This window comes from Streptomyces sp. NPDC031445, assembly GCF_055581365.1.
Map to the genome: position 1 here is coordinate 14,443 of NZ_JBVIJO010000026.1, position 16,602 is coordinate 31,044.

Consider the following 16,602-nt stretch of genomic DNA (forward strand, 5'->3'; position numbering starts at 1 on the left):
TTGGGGGCGCGCATGCCGGGCGCCGTGCGCCCAGTCGTCCGTCCGGAAAGGACCCTTGCCGATGACCACACCTGTGGTTCTGTCGTCGCAGCTCGCGGTGAACCCGCTTGACGCGCAGTCGCTCCTGGCCGCCTTCGGCGTGCTGGGAGTGGGTGCGGTCATGTTCGCCGAGACGGGCCTGCTGATCGGCTTCTTCCTGCCGGGTGACTCCCTGCTGTTCACCGCGGGCCTGCTGTGCACCGGCACCGGGCAGCACGGCGTGAAGCTGTCCCTCGGTCCGCTGCTGGTGGCCGCGGCGGTGGGCGCGCTGGCCGGCGCCCAGTGCGGTTACCTGATCGGGCGGCGCGCGGGCGGTGTCCTGCTGGCGCGCAGCCGTTCGGCCCGGCTGCGTGAGGGAGCGGAGAGAGCCGAGGAACTGCTCGGCCGCTACGGGCACGCCAGAGCGGTCGTCCTGGCCAGGTTCGTGCCCGTGGTGCGGACCGTGCTCAATCCGCTGGCGGGAGCGCTCGGGGTGCCCGTCCGGGTGTTCACCGTGTGGCAGATCGCCGGCGGCCTGGTGTGGAGCCTCGGCCTGACCCTGGCGGGGTACGCGCTGGGCTCCTCGATCCCGAACGTGGACCGCTATCTGCTGCCGCTGGTCGCGCTGATCGTCGTGATATCGCTGGTGCCGCTCGCCGTGGAGTTCTACCGCGGCCGCGGCCGGGCCGGGGCGAAGGGGGCCCGTCGATGATGCTCGCGTTCGACGGGGCGTCGATCGACGGCTCCGCCTATCGGGACGTGACGGATCTCGCGCACCGCTCGCCGGGCTGGCTGGACACCGCGGTGACGCTGTGGTCGGCCTACGGGCTGGCGCTGTTCGCCCTGCTCATGGTGGCCGGCTGGTGGCGTGCCCGGCGGACCGGGGCGACGGCGGCGGTGACCGCGCTGGCCGTTCCGGTGGTCGTGGTGCTGGCGTACGGCGTCAACGCCGTGCTCAAGCTGGCGGTGCGCGAGGACCGGCCGTGCCGGAGCCTGCGGGTGAGCACCCTGGAGGCCTGTCCGGCGCCCGGTGACTGGTCGTTCCCCAGCAACCACGCGGCCATCGCCGCGGCTGCCGCCGTGGCGCTGCTGTTCGTCTCGCGGCGGCTGGGCGCGGTTGCCTGCGTGGCGGCGGCCGCCATGGCGGCCTCACGGGTCTGGGTCGGCGTGCACTACCCGCACGACGTGGTGACCGGGTTGGTGGTGGGCGGGCTGATCGCTCTCGTCACGATGCTCGCTGTCCGGCGCGGTGCTCCGGCACTGGCCCGCCGGGTGGCCGCGTCGGCTCCGCTGCGACCGCTGCTGTCGGCCTCGTGAACCGCAAGGAGGCCGCCGAGCTGGCCGGCAGCGTCGCCCTCGGCGCGTGGGCGGCGTTCGCCGTACTGGCCATGGTCGTCGGCGGCCGGGCCGGCGCTCCGCTCTGGCTCGACCACGGCCTTCACACCTGGGCGGTCGGTCACCGCCCGGAGACGGCCGTGGCCGTGGCGCGGGGCGTGACCGGCACCGGTACCGGCGTCGTTCCCTATCTGCTCGCCGCGCTGGCCGGCGCCCTGATGGGGCGTACGGCGCGGCAGCGGTGGCAGGCCGCCGCGCTCTGCCTCGCCTGCCTCGGGCTCGGGCAGCTGCTGCGCACGGGTGTGATGGAGCTGGTGCACCGGCCGCGCCCACCGCGGCCGGACTGGTCGGCGCACGCCGGCGGCTGGGCGTTCCCGTCGGGGCACACCACGACGTCCGCCCTGGCCGCCGGAATGCTGATCCTCGCGCTGACCCTGCGGGCCCCGCGCGGGGGCACGGCCCTGCGGACGGCCGTCGCCTGCTGGGGTCTGCTGGTGGGCCTGACCCGGATCTACCTGGGCGTGCACTGGTTCACCGACGTCATGGGCGGCTGGCTGTTCGCCGTCGGCTGGCTGGCCACGTGCCTGTGCGCCGCCGCCTGTGTCCCGCCCGCCGCCTTCCTCGACCGCACGACGATTACGGCCGCCGAGCCGACGGAGGACCATGCGCCCCAGGATCCTGGTGGTGGAGGACGATCACGCCCTGCGTGACGTCCTGCGCCGCGGCCTGTACGAGGAGGACTTCGAGCCCGTCCCCGCCGCCGACGGTGCCACCGCCCTGCGGCTGGCGACCGACGGCATCGCGGCGACGGTGCTGGACGTGGGCCTGCCCGACGCGGACGGCCGGGACGTGTGCCAGGCGATGCGCGCCAACGGCTTCCTCGGACCGGTGATCTTCCTGACCGCCCGGCACCGGCTCACCGACCGCCTGTCCGGCTTCTCCGCCGGCGGCGACGACTACCTGGCCAAGCCTTTCCACCTCGCCGAGCTCGCCGCCCGGCTGAGAGCCGCCCTCAGACGGACGGTCACCACGATGGCGGCCCCGGCCGGTGACCTGGTCCTGGACCCGGTGGACCACAGCGCGACCGTGCGCGGCGCCCGCCTCATCCTGTCCCCCACCGAGTTCCGGCTGCTGGCCACGCTCGCCGCCTCGGACGGCGCCCTCGTACGCCGCCGCGATCTGCTGCGGGCCGGCTGGCCCGAGGGCGCGCAGGTCAGCGACAACACCCTGGACCAGTACCTGAGCCGGCTGCGCCGCAAGCTGCGTGAGGCGGGCAGCGGCCTGACGATCGGTACGGCGCGCGGGATCGGGCACCGCCTGTCATGAACCGTGCCCCCCGTGTCCTGCGGCGCCTGACCCCGCGCACCCTTCGCGGCCGGCTCTCCCTGGTGGCGCTGACCACCGCGGCCCTGCTGATGACGGTCCTGACCGTCGTGTTCAACGCCGTGATGGACCGGCACCTTCAGCACCAGGCGGACGACGAACTGCGCAGCCGGGCGGCAGCGGTGGCCGCGACCGTCGACACCACCGGCCGCCGGGTGCGCGTCCTGAAGACCGTCAACGACCGCCTCCTCGACGCCCACGTGTGGATCTACGCCGGCACCCGTCTGCTGGAGAAGCCGCCGTCCGCCACGGCCGGCGACCCGCCGGCCCGGGCCGCCGACCGGCTGGCCGCCCGGCCGGGGGACACCTGCGCGACCGTCCGGGCACACGGCCGCCGGCCCGTCCGGCTGTGCGCCCAGCGCGTCCCCGGCCGCCGCGCCACCGCCACCGTCGTCACCGCCCTGGACCTGACCCCGTACCGCGATTCGGCCGGCACCCTGCTGGTGGGATCACTCGTCCTGGACGCCGTGATGCTCGGCTGCACCTACATCCTCACCCGCCTGGCCGTCGGCCGGGCACTGCGCCCGGTGCGGACGATGACCGACCAGGCCACCCAGTGGAGCGCCGTGGGCTCCGACGAGCGCTTCGGCACGGAGGACCACCCGGCCGAACTCGCCCGCCTCGGGGCCTCGCTCGACGCCCTGCTGGACCGCACACGCACCGTCCTGCGCCACGAACAGCAGCTGACCGGAGAGCTGTCCCACGAACTGCGCACACCGCTCACCCGGATCGTCATGGAACTCGACTGGTGGCGGGCCCGCCCGCGCACGGACGCCGAGACCCGCGCCACCCACGAGGTGATCGCCGAGGCCGCCCGGTCCATGCGCACCATCTGCGACACCCTCCTGAACGACGCCCGTGAGAACGCGCTGCGTCCGGCGACGGTCCCCGGGACGACCGGCGTCCTGCCCGTCCTCGACCGCCTGCTCCGGCGTCTCGACAGCCCGGAGCGGGTGAAGACGGCGGTGGAGACGGAAGCACCGGAGCTGGAGGCGGGTGTCGCCCCCGCCCTCCTCGAACGCATCCTCAGCCCCCTGCTGACCAACGCCGTCCGCTACGCCCACTCCCGGGTGACCGTGTCCGCGCGGCGCGTCCCCGGCGCCGTGCGGATCGACGTCGTCGACGACGGCCCCGGTGTGCCGGAGGCGTTCCGGGACGAGCTGTTCCAGCCCGGCCGGCGCGCCGACCCCGGCGACGGGCACGACGGCGCGGGCCTGGGGCTGCCGCTCGCGCGCCGTCTGGCCCGCGCCGTCGGCGGTGAGGTGGCGTACGACCCCGGGCACACGCCGGGGGCGAGGTTCACGGTCAGTCTGCCCGCCGGGTGACCGGTGCCCGCCCCTCCTGCGCCGACCGGCGTTCCCGCAGGTGGGCGTAGGCCATCAGCGCGAACAGGACGGTGAGGAGCACGGCGGACGAGCCCGCGGTACCCAGGTCGAGGCCGCCCTTGGCGACCGGCTTGGTGAGGAAGTCGCCCGCAGTGGCGCCCAGCGGGCGGGTGAGGACGAAGGCGGTCCAGAACAGCAGCACGTTCGGCACCACGGGCACCTTCATGAGCGCCGCGAGCACGGCCAGCACCCCGGTCACGAGCAGCGCGCCGCCCAGGTAGCCGAGGCCGGAGCTGTCGGAGAGGAAGTCGCCCATGGACGTGCCGAGGGTGTTCGAGACGAGGATCGCCGACCAGAACAGAGCCTCGCCCCGGAAGGTGACGATGTCGCGGATCCGGAACGTCATCCCGCTCAGCTTCCAGACGAGGAAGATCACCAGGAGGACCGAGAGGAGGATGGCAGCCCCCGCGGGGTAGCCCAGGCCCAGACCCTGCGGTCCCCAGCCCAGCTTCGTCGCGCCGTTCGAGAGGTACCTGGCGCTGGCGTCGCGGTTCATGAAGTCGGACATGGTCGTGCCGGCCATGGAGGTCGACAGGATCACGGTCCAGTAGAAGAACGGGTTGTAGTGGCTGGAGCGGAGCTGGACCACCAGCGTCACCACGAAGGCCAGGAACAGCACGACCGTGGTGAGGAAGTAGCCCAGCCTCAGGGTCTGCGCGAAGAGGTCGCCCGCCGTCTCGCCCAGGGTCGTCGCGGCGATCTTCATGATCCAGAACGCCAGCGTGACCTCGGGCAGCTTCTTCATCACCGACGTGGTCGTGCCCGACGTGGCCGCCACGTCGAGGTCGGTGATGACCTCCGGTTCGTCCAAGGCGACTCTCCTGTCCGGTCGTACGAGAATGCCTGATCGCCTCCTGAACGCCTTGCGCGTGGCAGGTCAGGCCGCGTGTCGCGCGGAGGGCTCGGGTCCGGCGACGTCCTTGCGCGTCACGCTCAGGCGGCGGCCTCGCACCCGGCTCGGTGCGACCCGGATCGTAGTACCCCGGTACCACCCGTCCGGCCTGGTTCACCCCCCGGTACCACCGGATACGGCAGGTCACGGCCCTAGCGTGAGAGGGGAGGCGCCGGGCGGCACGGGCGCTGAAGTCCGAGGGAGAACGTGAATGATCGAGGCACAGCAGCTCACCAAGAGGTACGGGGAGAAGACAGCCGTCGACGGTCTGGACTTCACCGTGAAGCCGGGCACGGTGACCGGTTTCCTGGGACCCAACGGTGCGGGCAAGTCCACGACGATGCGCATGATCGTCGGGCTGGACGCGCCGACCAGCGGCTCCGTCACGGTGAACGGACGGCGCTACGCCCGCCACGAGGCCCCGTTGCAGGAGGTGGGCGCGCTGCTGGAGGCCAGGTCGATCCACCCCGGCCGCTCGGCCCACAACCACCTGCGCGCCCTCGCCCTCACCCACGGCATCCCGCGCCGCCGGGTCGACGAGGTCGTCGAGCTCGCCGGTCTCGGCAGCGTCGCGAAGAAGCGGGCCGGTGCCTTCTCCCTCGGCATGGGCCAGCGGCTCGGCATAGCGGCCGCGCTGCTCGGCGACCCGCGGACCGTGATGCTGGACGAGCCCGTCAACGGGCTGGACCCCGAGGGCGTCCTGTGGATCCGCAACCTGCTCACCTCCCTCGCGGCCGAGGGGCGCACGGTGTTCGTCTCCTCGCACCTGATGAGCGAGGTGGCGCTGGTGGCCGACCACCTCATCGTCGTCGGGCGGGGGCGGCTGCTGGCCGACACGACCGTGCGGGACCTGGTCCGCGAGGCCGGCGGCGACACCGTGCGCGTCGCGACGGACGACCCCGCACGGCTGCGGGACGTGCTCGCCGGGCCGGGCGTGGAGATCACCGGCCGCATCGGCTCGGAGGAGCTGCAGGTGACCGGCGTCTCCGCCCGGGAGATCGGCCTGAAGGCGGCCGAGCACGCCATCCCCCTGTTCGAGCTGACCACCAAGGCGGTGTCGCTGGAGGAGGCGTTCATGGAACTGACCCGGGACGCCGTGGAGTACCACGGCTCCACGACCGGCACCGAGACCTCCGGGAGCGCGGCATGAGCACCCTCACGGCAACCCCGAAGACCCCTGAGACACCCGGGAGCGCCACGGCCGCCGCGTCGCGGCCCGCCTACCGGGTGACCGGACGGCGCGTGCTGGCCTCGGAGTGGGCCAAACTCTGGTCCCTGCGCTCCACCTGGATCACCCTGGGACTGGGCCTGCTGTTCCTCGTCGCGTTCGGTGTCATCGCGGCGAGCCACTACCGCTCCGCCGTCGGCTCCGGCCGGCACCTGGACCGCGACTTCGCCACCGCGACCGCCGTGAGCCTGTCCCTCTTCGGCACGAACTTCGCCCAGCTGGCCCTCGGCGTGCTCGGCGTGCTGGTCACCGCAGGCGAGTACTCCACGGGCATGATCCGCTCGACCTTCGCGGCCGTGCCGCGCCGTCTGCCCGTGCTCTGGTCGAAGGCCGCGGTGCTCGGCGCGGTCGCGCTGGTGATCGCGACCGCCGGCGCGTTCGTCGCCTTCCTCATCGGCAGCCGGATCGTCTCCGGCACGCCCGCCGCCCTGGGTCTCGGTCACGCCGGTGTCGTCCGCAGCCTGCTGGGCGCCGGGCTCTACCTCGGTCTGGTCGGCGTGATCGGCACCGCCCTCGGCGCGCTGCTGCGGTCCGTGGCCGGCGGCATCTCGGTGCTCGTGGCCGCCCTCATGCTGGTCCCGGGACTGGTCTCCCTGCTGCCCACCTCGTGGCAGGGGCACATCGCCCCCTACCTTCCCAGCCACGCGGGCGAGTCGGTTTTCGCCCTGACCCATGACTCGACCGCCCTGTCGCCCGGCGCCGGCCTCGCGGTCTTCCTCGGCTGGACAGCGCTGGCACTCGCCGGCGCGTCGTACCGGCTGCTGCGCAGCGACGTCTGAGCGCGGCCACCGCATCATGGGCTGGTGACCTCCGTGACCACCGAAGAACTCAGCGGGATGGGGCCGCTGGTCGCCCGGCTCGGCCGGGCCGGCCAGCGGCTCCGGTGCGCCGACCGGGCCCGCCCGTGGGTCCTGGACAGCGCGGTGGTGGTGCTGATCCTCGTGGTGTTCTGCCTGCCCGACCTGCTGCACGCGGCCGGCCTGGCCGGCGGGGACGGCGACGGTGACGGACCACACCGCTTCCGGGTGGCGTTCACCCGGTTGCCCGTCGCCGGGGTGCTGGCCTTCCAGGCCGGGCTGGTGCTGCCGCTGCTGTGGCGGCGCCGGGCGCCCGCGGTGGCCTTCGGCGCGGTGACGGCCGTGTTCGCCCTCCAGTGGGCTGTCGGCGCCGCCCTCCGCGCGGACGTCGCCCTCCTCGTCGCCCTGTACAGCCTGACCCTGCACGGACGGCTACGGCAGCTGCCGTGGGCCTGCGCGGTGACAGCGGGGGCACTCGGCCTGGTCGCGGCCAGGCTGTCGGCGGCGGTCCCGGTCGCGGACGCGCTCTTCTTCCTGCTCAGCACGGCGACCGCGGCCCTCGCGCTCGGTCTGACGATCCGTATCCGGCGGGCGCAGCTGGCCGGGCTGCGGGACCGCGCGGCCCGGCTGGAGACCGAACGCGACCAGCGGGGCCGGCTCGCCGTCGCGGCCGAGCGGGCGCGGGTGGCCCGCGAGATGCACGACATCGTCGGCCACAACCTGTCCGTCATCATCACACTCGCCGACGCGGGCGCCTACGCCACCGCCGCCTCCCCGGAACGGGGAAGGGAGGCCCTGCACCTCATCGGCGACACCGGCCGCCAGGCCCTGGGCGAACTGCGCAGGGTGCTCGGCGTCCTGCGCGAGCCGGACGGCCCGCCCGGGGAGCCCGAACTCAGCCCCCAGCCCGGTCTCGCGGACATCGGCGCGCTGTGCGAGGCGGTGCGCGCCGCCGGCCTGGAAGTCGTCTACCGTACGGCCGGTGACGTCGACGCCCTCGACAGCGGGGTGCAGCTCGCGGTCTACCGCATCGTGCAGGAGGCGCTGACCAACACCCTCAAGCACGCCGGTGCGGGCGCCCGTGCGAACCTGGCGGTCGTCGTCGAGGACACACAGCTGACCATCACCGTCCAGGACTCCGGCCCGTCCGCACCGGCCGGCCGTCCCGGCCCGGCGAACGAGGAAGGACACGGCCTGGTGGGCATGCGGGAACGAGCGGCTCTCTACGGCGGACACGTGAGCGCGGGCCCGGCCGGTGGCGGCTGGACGGTGTGCGCCGCCCTCGACCTCGCTCCCCGGGCCGGCGTCCGATGACGACCGTGCTCATCGTGGACGACCAGCCGCTCCAGCGATACGGCTTCCGCATGCTCCTGGACTCCGTGCCCGAGACGGAGGTGCTGGGCGAGGCCGCGCACGGAAGCGAGGCCGTCCGCAAGGCCGCCGAACTGCGCCCCGACGTCGTCCTCATGGACGTACGCATGCCGGGCATGGACGGCATCGAGGCCACGCGCCGCATCGTCGCCTCCGGCGACCGTTCCCGGGTCCTGGTCCTGACCACCTTCGACGTCGACGAGTACGTCTACGCGGCCCTGCGCGCCGGAGCCAGCGGCTTCCTCCTCAAAGACGCCCGACCCGAGGAACTCCTCGCCGGCATCCGCGCCGTGGCCGTCGGCGACGCGGTGATCGCGCCTGCCCTCACCCGCCGCCTGCTGCACGAGTTCGCCCGTCTCGTGCCCCCCGGCGGGGCCGGCTCCGCCGAGGATCCGCGCCTGGGCGCCCTCACCGACCGCGAACGCGAGATCCTGGTCGCCATCGGCAAGGGCTGGTCCAACGGCGAGATCGCCACGCGTTTCGTGCTGTCGGAGTCCACGGTGAAGACCCACGTCGGTCGCGTGCTGTCCAAGATCGGCGCCCGCGACCGCATCCAAGCGGTGATCTTCGCCTACGACCACGGTCTGGCCCGGCCTCACACGGGCTGAGCCCGCGGCACCGGCGAGGGACGCGTCCCCCTCGCGGAGGAGGCGGAGCGCCGCCTCGGGCCGCTGTCGCGGTCAAGGGTCAGGGCGTGGGATCGGCCAGGGTCTTGAAGCAGGGGTCGAGCAGCTCGATGATCCGCTCCGGCCGGGTGTCGCGCAGGGGTTCGAGTTCGAGCAGGTGCTTGCCGACGACGACGCCCAGGTGGGCCATGATCAGCAGTGCCGCCCGCAGCTCGACGTCCTCCCCCTCCATGACCGCGGAGACCTGCTTGATCTGGCGGTCGAACGTCTCGCGCATCTCCGCGGCCATGTCCGGGTGGGTGAGCATGGAGCGGAGCATGGCCAGCGAAGGGGCCGGCATGCCCGCGAGTTTCACGCCGAGGCCCGCCATGAGCTGCGCGATGAGCGGGTCGGCGGTCTCCGGGGCGGTCTCCGCGGCGTCGAGCCGGACGACCTGCCTGAAGAGGTTCTCCTTGTTGTCGAAGTACTGCATCACCAGGGCGGGGTCGACCTGGGCCGCTTTGGCGATGCTCCGGATCGTCGCACGGTCGTAACCGAGCTCACCGAACAGCTGACGCGCGACGTTCAGGATGCGCTTCTCGGTCGAGCGGCGTCGCTCAGCTCGCGAGAGCGGGGGCTCTTCGGTACTCACACACCTATGCTAACCGCTTCGCTCAACACGAGTTGACCGTAAGTACCGCTTCACTCTACGCTCGTTGAGTGAACGCGCGGCCGGCGGTATTTCCCGCTCCGGCTCTTCGGCGTCGTCGACAGCGCGCGGCCCCCATCGCCCCGGTCCTCCAAGGAGCAGCATGTCCAACCAGAACACCGTCGGCTCGCCACCCGCCAAGGACGAGCCGGGCGCACCGGGGCAGCCGGCGAGCTCACCGTTACGGCCGAACCGCTCCGCCCTCACCCTCACGGTCATCGTGACCTGCTACCTGATGGTGGCCATCGACTCCACGATCGTGAACATCGCGCTGCCCAGCATCCAGAAGGCCCTGGGCTTCTCCCCCGTCGGCCTGTCGTGGGTGATCAACGCCTACCTGCTCGCCTTCGGCGGCCTCCTGCTGCTCGGCGGCCGCATGGGCGACATGTTCGGCCGGCGCCGGGTGCTGGTCGTGGGCACCGTGATCTTCACGGTGTCCTCGCTGCTCGGCGGCATCGCCGGCACGCCGTGGCTGCTGGTCACGGCCCGGGCGCTGCAGGGAGTGGGCGCGGCGATGGCGGCACCGGGCACCCTCGCCCTGATCGCCAGCAACTTCGAGGAGGGCGCGCCCCGCAACCGGGCCCTGAGCATCTACTCCGCCACCGCCGCCACCGGAACCTCGCTCGGTCTGATCCTGGGCGGCATCCTGACCTCGCTGGCGTCCTGGCGGTGGATCCAGTTCGTCAACGTACCCATCGGCCTGGCGGTGGCGGTGCTCGCCCCGATGTGCATCCGGGAGACCCCCTCGCACTCGGGCCGCTTCGACTTCGCCGGGACGATCACCGGCACCGCCGGCGTCACGGCCCTGGTGTACGGGCTCATCCGGGTGCCCTCCGAGGGCTGGGGCAACGCGGTGTCGCTGACCTGCTTCGCGGCCGCCGTGGTCCTGCTCGTGTCGTTCCTGCTGGCCGAGCGCCGGGCCGCGCAGCCCATCGTCCCGCTCCAGCTGTTCTCGGAGCGCACCCGCACGGCCGCCTACACCAACATGCTGATGTTCACGGCGACCATCCTCAGCCTGTTCTACTTCCTCAGCCAGTTCATCCAGAACGTCCTGGAGTTCTCCCCGATCCAGGCCGGCCTCGCCTTCCTGCCGATGACCCTGGGCATGTTCGTCGTGGCGCGGGCGGTGCCGAAGATGCTGCCCAAGCACGGCGCCAAGCGGTTCATGGTCGTCGGCGCGCTGCTGATGACCGTCACGGCGGTCTGGCTCAGCACCATCTCGGTCTCCGACAGCTACCTGACGGGCGTGCTCGGTCCGATGCTGCTCTTCGGCGTCGGCGCGGGCTGCTGCCTGATGCCCACGAACGTGACGGTGCTCAGCGGCGTCCCCCAGCAGCTCGCCGGCGCGGCCTCGGGCGTGCTGCAGACGATGATGCAGCTGGGCGGTGCCCTGGGCCTGGCCATCCTGGTCACCGTGTACGGCACGTCCGCCGACGACGCCGCCAAGCACGCCGGCACGGGCGTCGACGCGGTGCACAAGGTGGTGACGGAAGGCGTCCGCAGCGCCTTCACCGGCAGCATCGTCTTCGTCGGCTGCGCCCTGGCCGTCGCCCTGCTGGTGATCCGCGTCCCCAAGCCCTCCGCCAAGGCGTGAGCACTCTCCCCCGGTGCTCCGCACCGGCTGGGGCGTCCCCGAGGCAAGGGGCGCCCCAGCCGGCGTTTTCCGAGCCGTACGCGGCCGGCCGACTTTAAGGGTGGCTTTAGTGCGCGACGCGAGCATGCGGAGCGTCACACACCGTTCACGGACCGAGGGAGAGTACCGTGGCCGAACCGGCGCCCGACGCGGGCTCCACAGCATTTCCGATCCTCCGGGAGTGCCCGTTCAAGCCCCCCGCGGAGTACTCCGCGATCCGGGCGCAGTCGCCGATGACCCGGGTTTCTCTGAGCGGCGGCCGGACCGCCTGGCTGATCACCAAGCACGAGTACGTGCGTCAGCTGCTCGGCGACCCCCGGGCCAGCTCGGACCCCATGCGCCCCGGCTTCCCCTCCCTGGTGGAGGGACAGCAGGCGGTCGACAAGAAGGGCGTGCTGCCGTGGCTCGACCCGCCGGAGCACACCACGTACCGGCGCACGGTGGTCAGCGAGTTCACCTTCCGGCGGGTCAAGAGCATGCGCCCGTACATCCAGGAGGTCGTCGACGAGTGCGTCGGCCGCATGCTGTCGGGCCCCCGTCCGACCGACCTGGTGCAGCAGCTCAGCCTGGTGCTGCCCTCCCTCGTGATCTGCGAGCTGCTGGGGGTCCCCTATGCCGACCGGGACATGTTCCAGAAGCGTGCGCGCACCGTCGTCAGCCGGACCGCGAGCGCCGAGGAGTGGGCCGGCAACCTCGCCGGCATGCGGGTCTACCTCGGTGAGCTGGTGGACGCCAAGGCGGACACTCCCGAAGCGGACGACCTGCTGAGCAAGCTGGTCCTCAGGTTCGACGAGAACGGCCTGACCGACCGCGAGCACCTCGTCGGCCTGGCCCTGCTCCTGCTGATCGCCGGGTTCGAGACCACGGCGAGCCTCATCTCGCTGAGCACCGTGTCCCTGCTGACCCATCCGGAGCAGCTGGCCCTGTTCAAGGCCGACCCCTCTGTCGCCCCCGCTGCGGTGGAGGAGCTGCTGCGCTTCGTCAGCCACGCCGACCACGTCACCAACCGCGTGGCCACGGCGGACATCGAACTGCCGGACGGGGTCATCCGCGAGGGCGAGGGCATGCTGCTGTCCACCGCCGCGGCCAACCACGACCCCGACGTCTTCGCCCACCCGGACCTCCTCGACCTGCGCCGCGAGGGCCGCCCCGGTCACCTGGCCTTCGGGTACGGCATCCACCAGTGCCTGGGCCAGAACCTCGCCCGCCTGGAGGTGGAGGTGGCACTGAGCACCCTGTTCGCCAGGATCCCCGGTCTGCGCCTCGCCGTGCCCGTCGAGGAACTGCCGTTCACCCGTGAGACGTTGATCTACGGCTACGACTCGGTGCCGGTCACGTGGTGACCGGCGGCCCGGGCGAGGCGGACACCGTGACCACGGTGACGGTCGACGCGGCACGGTGCGTCGCCGGCGGGCAGTGCGCGCGGCTCGTCCCGGACGTCTTCGACCAGGACGAGGACGACGGCACCTCCGTCCTGCTGCGCCCCGAGGTGCCCGCGGCCCGTCTGGCGGCCGTGCAGGAGGCCGTCGCCCTCTGTCCCGGCGCCGCCATCCACCTCCGCACGAGCCCCTGAAACACACCCCCCACCGCCGGCCGGCATCACCCACGATGCCGGCCGGCGGCGTTGTCCCGGACGGCGCTCCCGCCCCTTTGCGAAAGACCGGCGAAAGGGGGCCTTTAGCGCCCGACTCGACCATGGACGTGGTTCCAGAAGTGCCGTTGTCCTGCCGACCTCAGGGAGTGCCATGGAGAACATCGTCATCGACAACGTGACGGAGAAGACCGTCAAGTACCACTACATCGGCCAGAACGAGCCGCTCCCCATCCAGAAGGTCGGGGACGCCATCGTGTACTTCGACGAGATCTACGACGCGGACGGCGCGACGATCGGGCACACCGTGGGCATGGTGACCGCCACGCACGTCGCCCCGAACGGGCACCTGATGACCCACTACGACGAGGCGATCGAGCTGCCCGACGGCACCCTGCGCTCCAGCGGGACCATCGACCGGCAGCTCATGCTCGGCGGCGAGTGGGCGCGGTTCCCGGCCATCGGCACCGGCGGCAAGTTCCTCGGGCTGACCGGCACCCGGGAGTGGGGCCTGATCCTGCCGGTGTCCACCATGACCGTCAACCTGCGCATCCACCTGCACGCCTGAGCCGCACGACGAAGGCTGCGGAGGCGGTCCGCCTCCGCAGCCTTCGTCGTGTCCGCCGCGGCTCAGCTCGGCTTGCCGCCCGTCACCAGCACATGGCCGGCGGTGCCGAAGGGCCGCGCCGTGACGCCCTCGAAGCCCGCCTCGGTGAGATAGCCACGGCACTCGGACTCCAGGTACTCGGAGCCGCCGCCCCGCGTGGCCAGGAACATGCTGAGGCTGGCGATGAGCTTCGCCTTGTCGGAGCGCCCGTCGTCCATCATCCGGTCGAACACCAGCAGCGTTCCCCCCGGGTTGACGGCCTGCGCCGCCTTGCGGACCAGCATGCGGCGGACATCGGGCGACCAGTTGTGCAGGACGTCGCCGAAGATGACGACGTCCGCCGCCGGCAGCGCGTCGGTGAAGAAGTCGCCGCCGTAAAAGCGCGTGCGCTCCGACACTCCCCTCTTGGCCATCAACTCCTCGAAGTGCGGCCTGAGCTGCGGCAGGTCGAAGACGCCCACCGACAGGTGCGGGGCGACCTGGGCGATGTGCGAGGCGTGATGACCGCGGGCACCGCCGACGTCGAGGACGCTGCCGTACCCGGACCAGTCGACCGCCTCGGCGAGAAGCCGCCCCGGAACGGAGTTGTAGGAGTCCAGCCCGTCGAGGAAGTCCTCCAGGGTGCCCCGGTCGCCCGCCACCGAGGCGTAGAACCCACTGGTCCAGTGGTCGCCCCGGGGCGCGTCGCCGCTCCCGTCCGCCGTGCCCCGCAGCGCTCCCGCGACCGTGCCCCACGACGGGTACATCAGGCGGCTGTAGTACCCCAGCGAGCTGCCCAGGTAACCGGGCTCCCCCTCGACCAGGAAGCGTTCCGCGGCCGCGCTGTTGCGGAACTTCTCGCCGTCCTTGTCGAGGAGACCGAGGGCGATCAGCAGGTGCAGGAAGTCCGCCGCCGGCCGCGGGTCCAGCTCCAGCCGGCGGCACAGCTCGTCCGCCGTCGCCCCGCCCCCGCGCAGGGCGCTGAAGAGTCCGAGTTCCACGGCGGCCAGCAGCGCCTGTGCCTCGGCGAAGCGATTGGCCAGGTCGAGGATCTGCTGCGGGTCGTCGTTGGACAGTCGCTGAGGGGTCATCTGCCGTGCTCCTTCTCTCGACGTGACACCGCCCTCGGACGGCGTCCTGAAGTCGTCATATGGCGTTGTCCGGCTGAGCGGTGCCGTCCGTCTGCGACCACAGCCGGCGGAACAGCATCCGCTCGGCCTCGCTCTCCGTGCCCGGCGGGCACAGCCGCTCGGGGTGGCCCGGCGGGGGCCCGGTCAGGACCGGGGGCGGGGGCGGAACGTGGCACCAGCACTGGCCGAGGGCGACCAGGGCGTCGTAGAGAGACCGGAGGCAGCGGCCGATGTGCGGGGACATGGCAGCACTGTGCCGAAGCGCGCCAAACTCCCTCTGAAGCGGTACGCCGGAGCGGTTCAGGCCGTCGCGAACCCGGCCGGGCAGGGGCCGAACCAGCGGTCCAGCGCCGCGGCCGGCGCGTCGTGCTCGCCGCCGTGGTCGCGCGCCCAGGCGACGTAGCCGTCCGGGCGGACGAGCAGCGCGGCCACCTCCGGGTGGCCGGGGCACCGTCCCTCGGCCCAGCGGACGTCGTCGCGCGACCGCGCGATTTCGCGCAGGCCGGCCGCGTCCGCGGCGCCCACCAGCAGACCACGGCCGTCCGCGAGAGCGACGGCCGGCCCGGGGCCGCTGTCCGCCCCGGCGGTCACCGGCTCCGGCAGGAACGTACCGACGAGCGGATGCCCGCCGTCATTGCCGTAGGTGATGTCCAGGGCGTGCACCATGCCGATCAGCAGCGCCTTGGCCTGCGGGAGTTCCGCCAGGTCCGTGAGGAGTTCGCGCAGGGCGTCCACCTCCGGCCCGTACCGCAGCAGGGCCGCCTGCGCGCGCGAGTTGCGCAGCACCCGGGCCGCCACGGGGTGCCGTTCGGCGGTGTAGGTGTCCAGGAGTTCCGCCGGTGCCGTGCCGCGCGCGACCCGGGCCAGTTTCCACCCGAGGTTGGCCGCGTCCTGGATGCCGAGGTTGACCCCCTGCCCGCCGAACGGCGAGTGGACGTGCGCCGCGTCACCGGCCAGCAGTACCCGGCCGCGCCGGTAGGCCGAGCTCTGCCGGGCGTTGTCGCTGTAGCGGAAGGGCGCGCCGACGGAGGCCACCATGACGTCCGTTCCGCTCACCCGGCGCAGCACCGTCTGGAGTTCCTCCCGGGTCACCGGTGCCAGTCGCGCGGCGGGCGGTGCGTCGTACTCCAGGGCGACGATCTGGCCGGGGACGACGTCGACCATGAGGACCCCGCGCGGCGTCCTGGTGAAGCCGTGCGGCAGCTGCCCCGGGCCGAGCAGGGTCACGTCCTCGCCGCCGACGGCGAACAGGGTGGGATCGGTGCCGGGGAAGTCGAATCCGGCCAGGCGTCGCACCAGGCTGCGCCCGCCGTCCGCCCCCACCAGATAGCGGCCCCGGATCCGCTGCCCGTCCTCCAGGCAGGCGGTCACGCCCCGCGGGCCGGTCACCAGGTCCGCGACGGCACGCCCCCGGACGATCTCGGCGCCGTGCCGGACGGCGCGCTCCGCGAACACCTCGAGCAGCGCGGCGTACGGCACCGGCAGCAGGGCCACCTCGGCGAAGTCACCGGCCGGATCGGTCAGCGGCACCATGCCGAAGTGCCCCTTGGTGGCCCCGCCGCTGCCGAGGGTCGTGGAGGTGACCTGGCCGTCCACCGGCCGGGGCGGCCCCTGCCGCGCGTCCCGACCGCCCGCCCGGCTGATCAGCCCGCGCAGGGCCTGCTCGGCGGCCTGGGCGACCGGCCGGTCCAGCCCGCGCAGGCCGAGGGTGCGCATCGTGCGCGTGGTGATTCCGCGCAGTGCGGGACTGTCGGCGCGGCCTGGCAGGCCGAGCTTCTCGACGACCACCACCGAGGCGCCGGCCAGCCCGAGTTCGGCTGCCAGGAACAGCCCGACGGGCCCTCCTCCGACCACCACCACATCGGCGTCGACCTTCATGTCAGCGGCATCCACGGTCCCCGTCACTCCCTTCCCGGCCGTCCTCGGCGGCCTTGCGGCC

The 16,602-nt window shown here is 72.8% G+C and carries 18 protein-coding genes; 13 read left to right on the forward strand and 5 right to left on the reverse strand.

Annotation, left to right across the window (positions count from 1 at the left end; translation table 11 throughout):
• The first annotated feature begins 61 nt into the window (after nt 1–61).
• Genes ACZ5DC_RS38815 through ACZ5DC_RS38835 form a run of 5 tightly spaced genes read left to right on the forward strand, consistent with a single transcriptional unit; the run spans nt 62 to nt 4,061 of the window.
• Nucleotides 62–730, forward strand: a complete 669-nt coding sequence (locus ACZ5DC_RS38815; RefSeq protein WP_468660906.1) for a DedA family protein — start codon at nt 62–64, stop codon at nt 728–730.
• On the forward strand, nt 727–1,335 hold the full coding sequence (locus ACZ5DC_RS38820; RefSeq protein WP_366755155.1) for a phosphatase PAP2 family protein: 609 nt from the start codon (nt 727–729) through the stop codon (nt 1,333–1,335). Before ACZ5DC_RS38815 ends, ACZ5DC_RS38820 begins: the two co-directional genes overlap by 4 nt.
• Nucleotides 1,332–2,063 carry a phosphatase PAP2 family protein gene (locus tag ACZ5DC_RS38825; protein ID WP_468660908.1) on the forward strand — a complete coding sequence of 244 codons (732 nt, stop codon included), beginning with the start codon at nt 1,332–1,334 and terminating at the stop codon, nt 2,061–2,063. The genes ACZ5DC_RS38820 and ACZ5DC_RS38825 overlap by 4 nt, the downstream gene beginning before the upstream one ends.
• Nucleotides 2,017–2,679, forward strand: coding sequence for a response regulator transcription factor (locus tag ACZ5DC_RS38830; RefSeq protein WP_468660910.1), 663 nt, complete (start codon nt 2,017–2,019; stop codon nt 2,677–2,679). The genes ACZ5DC_RS38825 and ACZ5DC_RS38830 overlap by 47 nt, the downstream gene beginning before the upstream one ends.
• Nucleotides 2,676–4,061, forward strand: coding sequence for a sensor histidine kinase (locus ACZ5DC_RS38835; RefSeq protein ID WP_468660912.1), 1,386 nt, complete (start codon nt 2,676–2,678; stop codon nt 4,059–4,061). The genes ACZ5DC_RS38830 and ACZ5DC_RS38835 overlap by 4 nt, the downstream gene beginning before the upstream one ends.
• Here ACZ5DC_RS38835 and ACZ5DC_RS38840 read toward each other — a convergent pair.
• Nucleotides 4,042–4,932: a COG4705 family protein gene (locus tag ACZ5DC_RS38840; RefSeq protein WP_468660914.1), complete on the reverse strand. Its 891-nt coding sequence runs from the start codon at nt 4,930–4,932 to the stop codon at nt 4,042–4,044. The two genes, ACZ5DC_RS38835 and ACZ5DC_RS38840, sit on opposite strands and share 20 nt — an antisense overlap.
• 292 nt (nt 4,933–5,224) lie before the next feature.
• Between ACZ5DC_RS38840 and ACZ5DC_RS38845 the strand changes: the two genes are divergently transcribed.
• From ACZ5DC_RS38845 to ACZ5DC_RS38860, 4 genes are read left to right on the forward strand one after another with little or no spacing between them, the layout of a single operon-like run.
• Nucleotides 5,225–6,163 (forward strand): ATP-binding cassette domain-containing protein, encoded by a 939-nt coding sequence (locus ACZ5DC_RS38845; protein WP_468660916.1) that lies wholly within the window; start codon nt 5,225–5,227, stop codon nt 6,161–6,163.
• Nucleotides 6,160–7,020: an ABC transporter permease gene (locus tag ACZ5DC_RS38850; RefSeq protein WP_468660918.1), complete on the forward strand. Its 861-nt coding sequence runs from the start codon at nt 6,160–6,162 to the stop codon at nt 7,018–7,020. Before ACZ5DC_RS38845 ends, ACZ5DC_RS38850 begins: the two co-directional genes overlap by 4 nt.
• 57 nt (nt 7,021–7,077) lie before the next feature.
• A complete protein-coding gene (locus ACZ5DC_RS38855) occupies nt 7,078–8,352 on the forward strand; it encodes a sensor histidine kinase (RefSeq protein WP_468660942.1) in 1,275 nt (424 codons plus the stop codon).
• A complete protein-coding gene (locus tag ACZ5DC_RS38860) occupies nt 8,349–9,017 on the forward strand; it encodes a response regulator (protein WP_468660920.1) in 669 nt (222 codons plus the stop codon). The genes ACZ5DC_RS38855 and ACZ5DC_RS38860 overlap by 4 nt, the downstream gene beginning before the upstream one ends.
• Nucleotides 9,018–9,096: 79 nt before the next feature.
• On the opposite strand, the gene ACZ5DC_RS38865 is transcribed toward ACZ5DC_RS38860, so the two are convergent.
• Complete coding sequence (locus ACZ5DC_RS38865) at nt 9,097–9,666, reverse strand: TetR/AcrR family transcriptional regulator (RefSeq protein ID WP_468660922.1); 570 nt, start codon at nt 9,664–9,666, stop codon at nt 9,097–9,099.
• Between the two features lie 160 nt (nt 9,667–9,826).
• Here ACZ5DC_RS38865 and ACZ5DC_RS38870 point away from each other — a divergent pair, with 160 nt between their 5' ends.
• The 4 genes from ACZ5DC_RS38870 to ACZ5DC_RS38885 all read left to right on the forward strand — a co-directional run bounded on the left by ACZ5DC_RS38870 (nt 9,827) and on the right by ACZ5DC_RS38885 (nt 13,515).
• Complete coding sequence (locus ACZ5DC_RS38870) at nt 9,827–11,317, forward strand: MFS transporter (RefSeq protein WP_468660924.1); 1,491 nt, start codon at nt 9,827–9,829, stop codon at nt 11,315–11,317.
• A gap of 167 nt (nt 11,318–11,484) precedes the next feature.
• A complete protein-coding gene (locus tag ACZ5DC_RS38875) occupies nt 11,485–12,699 on the forward strand; it encodes a cytochrome P450 (RefSeq protein ID WP_468660926.1) in 1,215 nt (404 codons plus the stop codon).
• A 26-nt stretch (nt 12,700–12,725) separates the two neighbouring features.
• Complete coding sequence (locus ACZ5DC_RS38880; protein ID WP_468660928.1) at nt 12,726–12,929, forward strand: ferredoxin; 204 nt, start codon at nt 12,726–12,728, stop codon at nt 12,927–12,929.
• Nucleotides 12,930–13,101: 172 nt separating this feature from the next.
• Entirely contained in the window at nt 13,102–13,515 is a 414-nt protein-coding gene (locus ACZ5DC_RS38885) for an allene oxide cyclase barrel-like domain-containing protein (protein ID WP_366755143.1), read from the forward strand.
• A gap of 62 nt (nt 13,516–13,577) precedes the next feature.
• Here ACZ5DC_RS38885 and ACZ5DC_RS38890 read toward each other — a convergent pair whose 3' ends face one another.
• From ACZ5DC_RS38890 to ACZ5DC_RS38900, 3 genes are read right to left on the reverse strand one after another with little or no spacing between them, the layout of a single operon-like run.
• The gene (locus ACZ5DC_RS38890; RefSeq protein WP_468660930.1) at nt 13,578–14,624 is read right to left on the reverse strand and encodes a methyltransferase; all 1,047 of its coding nucleotides are present in this window, start codon (nt 14,622–14,624) and stop codon (nt 13,578–13,580) included.
• 55 nt (nt 14,625–14,679) lie between these two features.
• Nucleotides 14,680–14,907: a DUF6059 family protein gene (locus ACZ5DC_RS38895; RefSeq protein WP_468660932.1), complete on the reverse strand. Its 228-nt coding sequence runs from the start codon at nt 14,905–14,907 to the stop codon at nt 14,680–14,682.
• Between the two features lie 56 nt (nt 14,908–14,963).
• Nucleotides 14,964–16,556, reverse strand: a complete 1,593-nt coding sequence (locus tag ACZ5DC_RS38900) for an FAD-dependent monooxygenase (protein WP_468660934.1) — start codon at nt 16,554–16,556, stop codon at nt 14,964–14,966.
• Between the last annotated feature and the right edge of the window lie 46 nt (nt 16,557–16,602).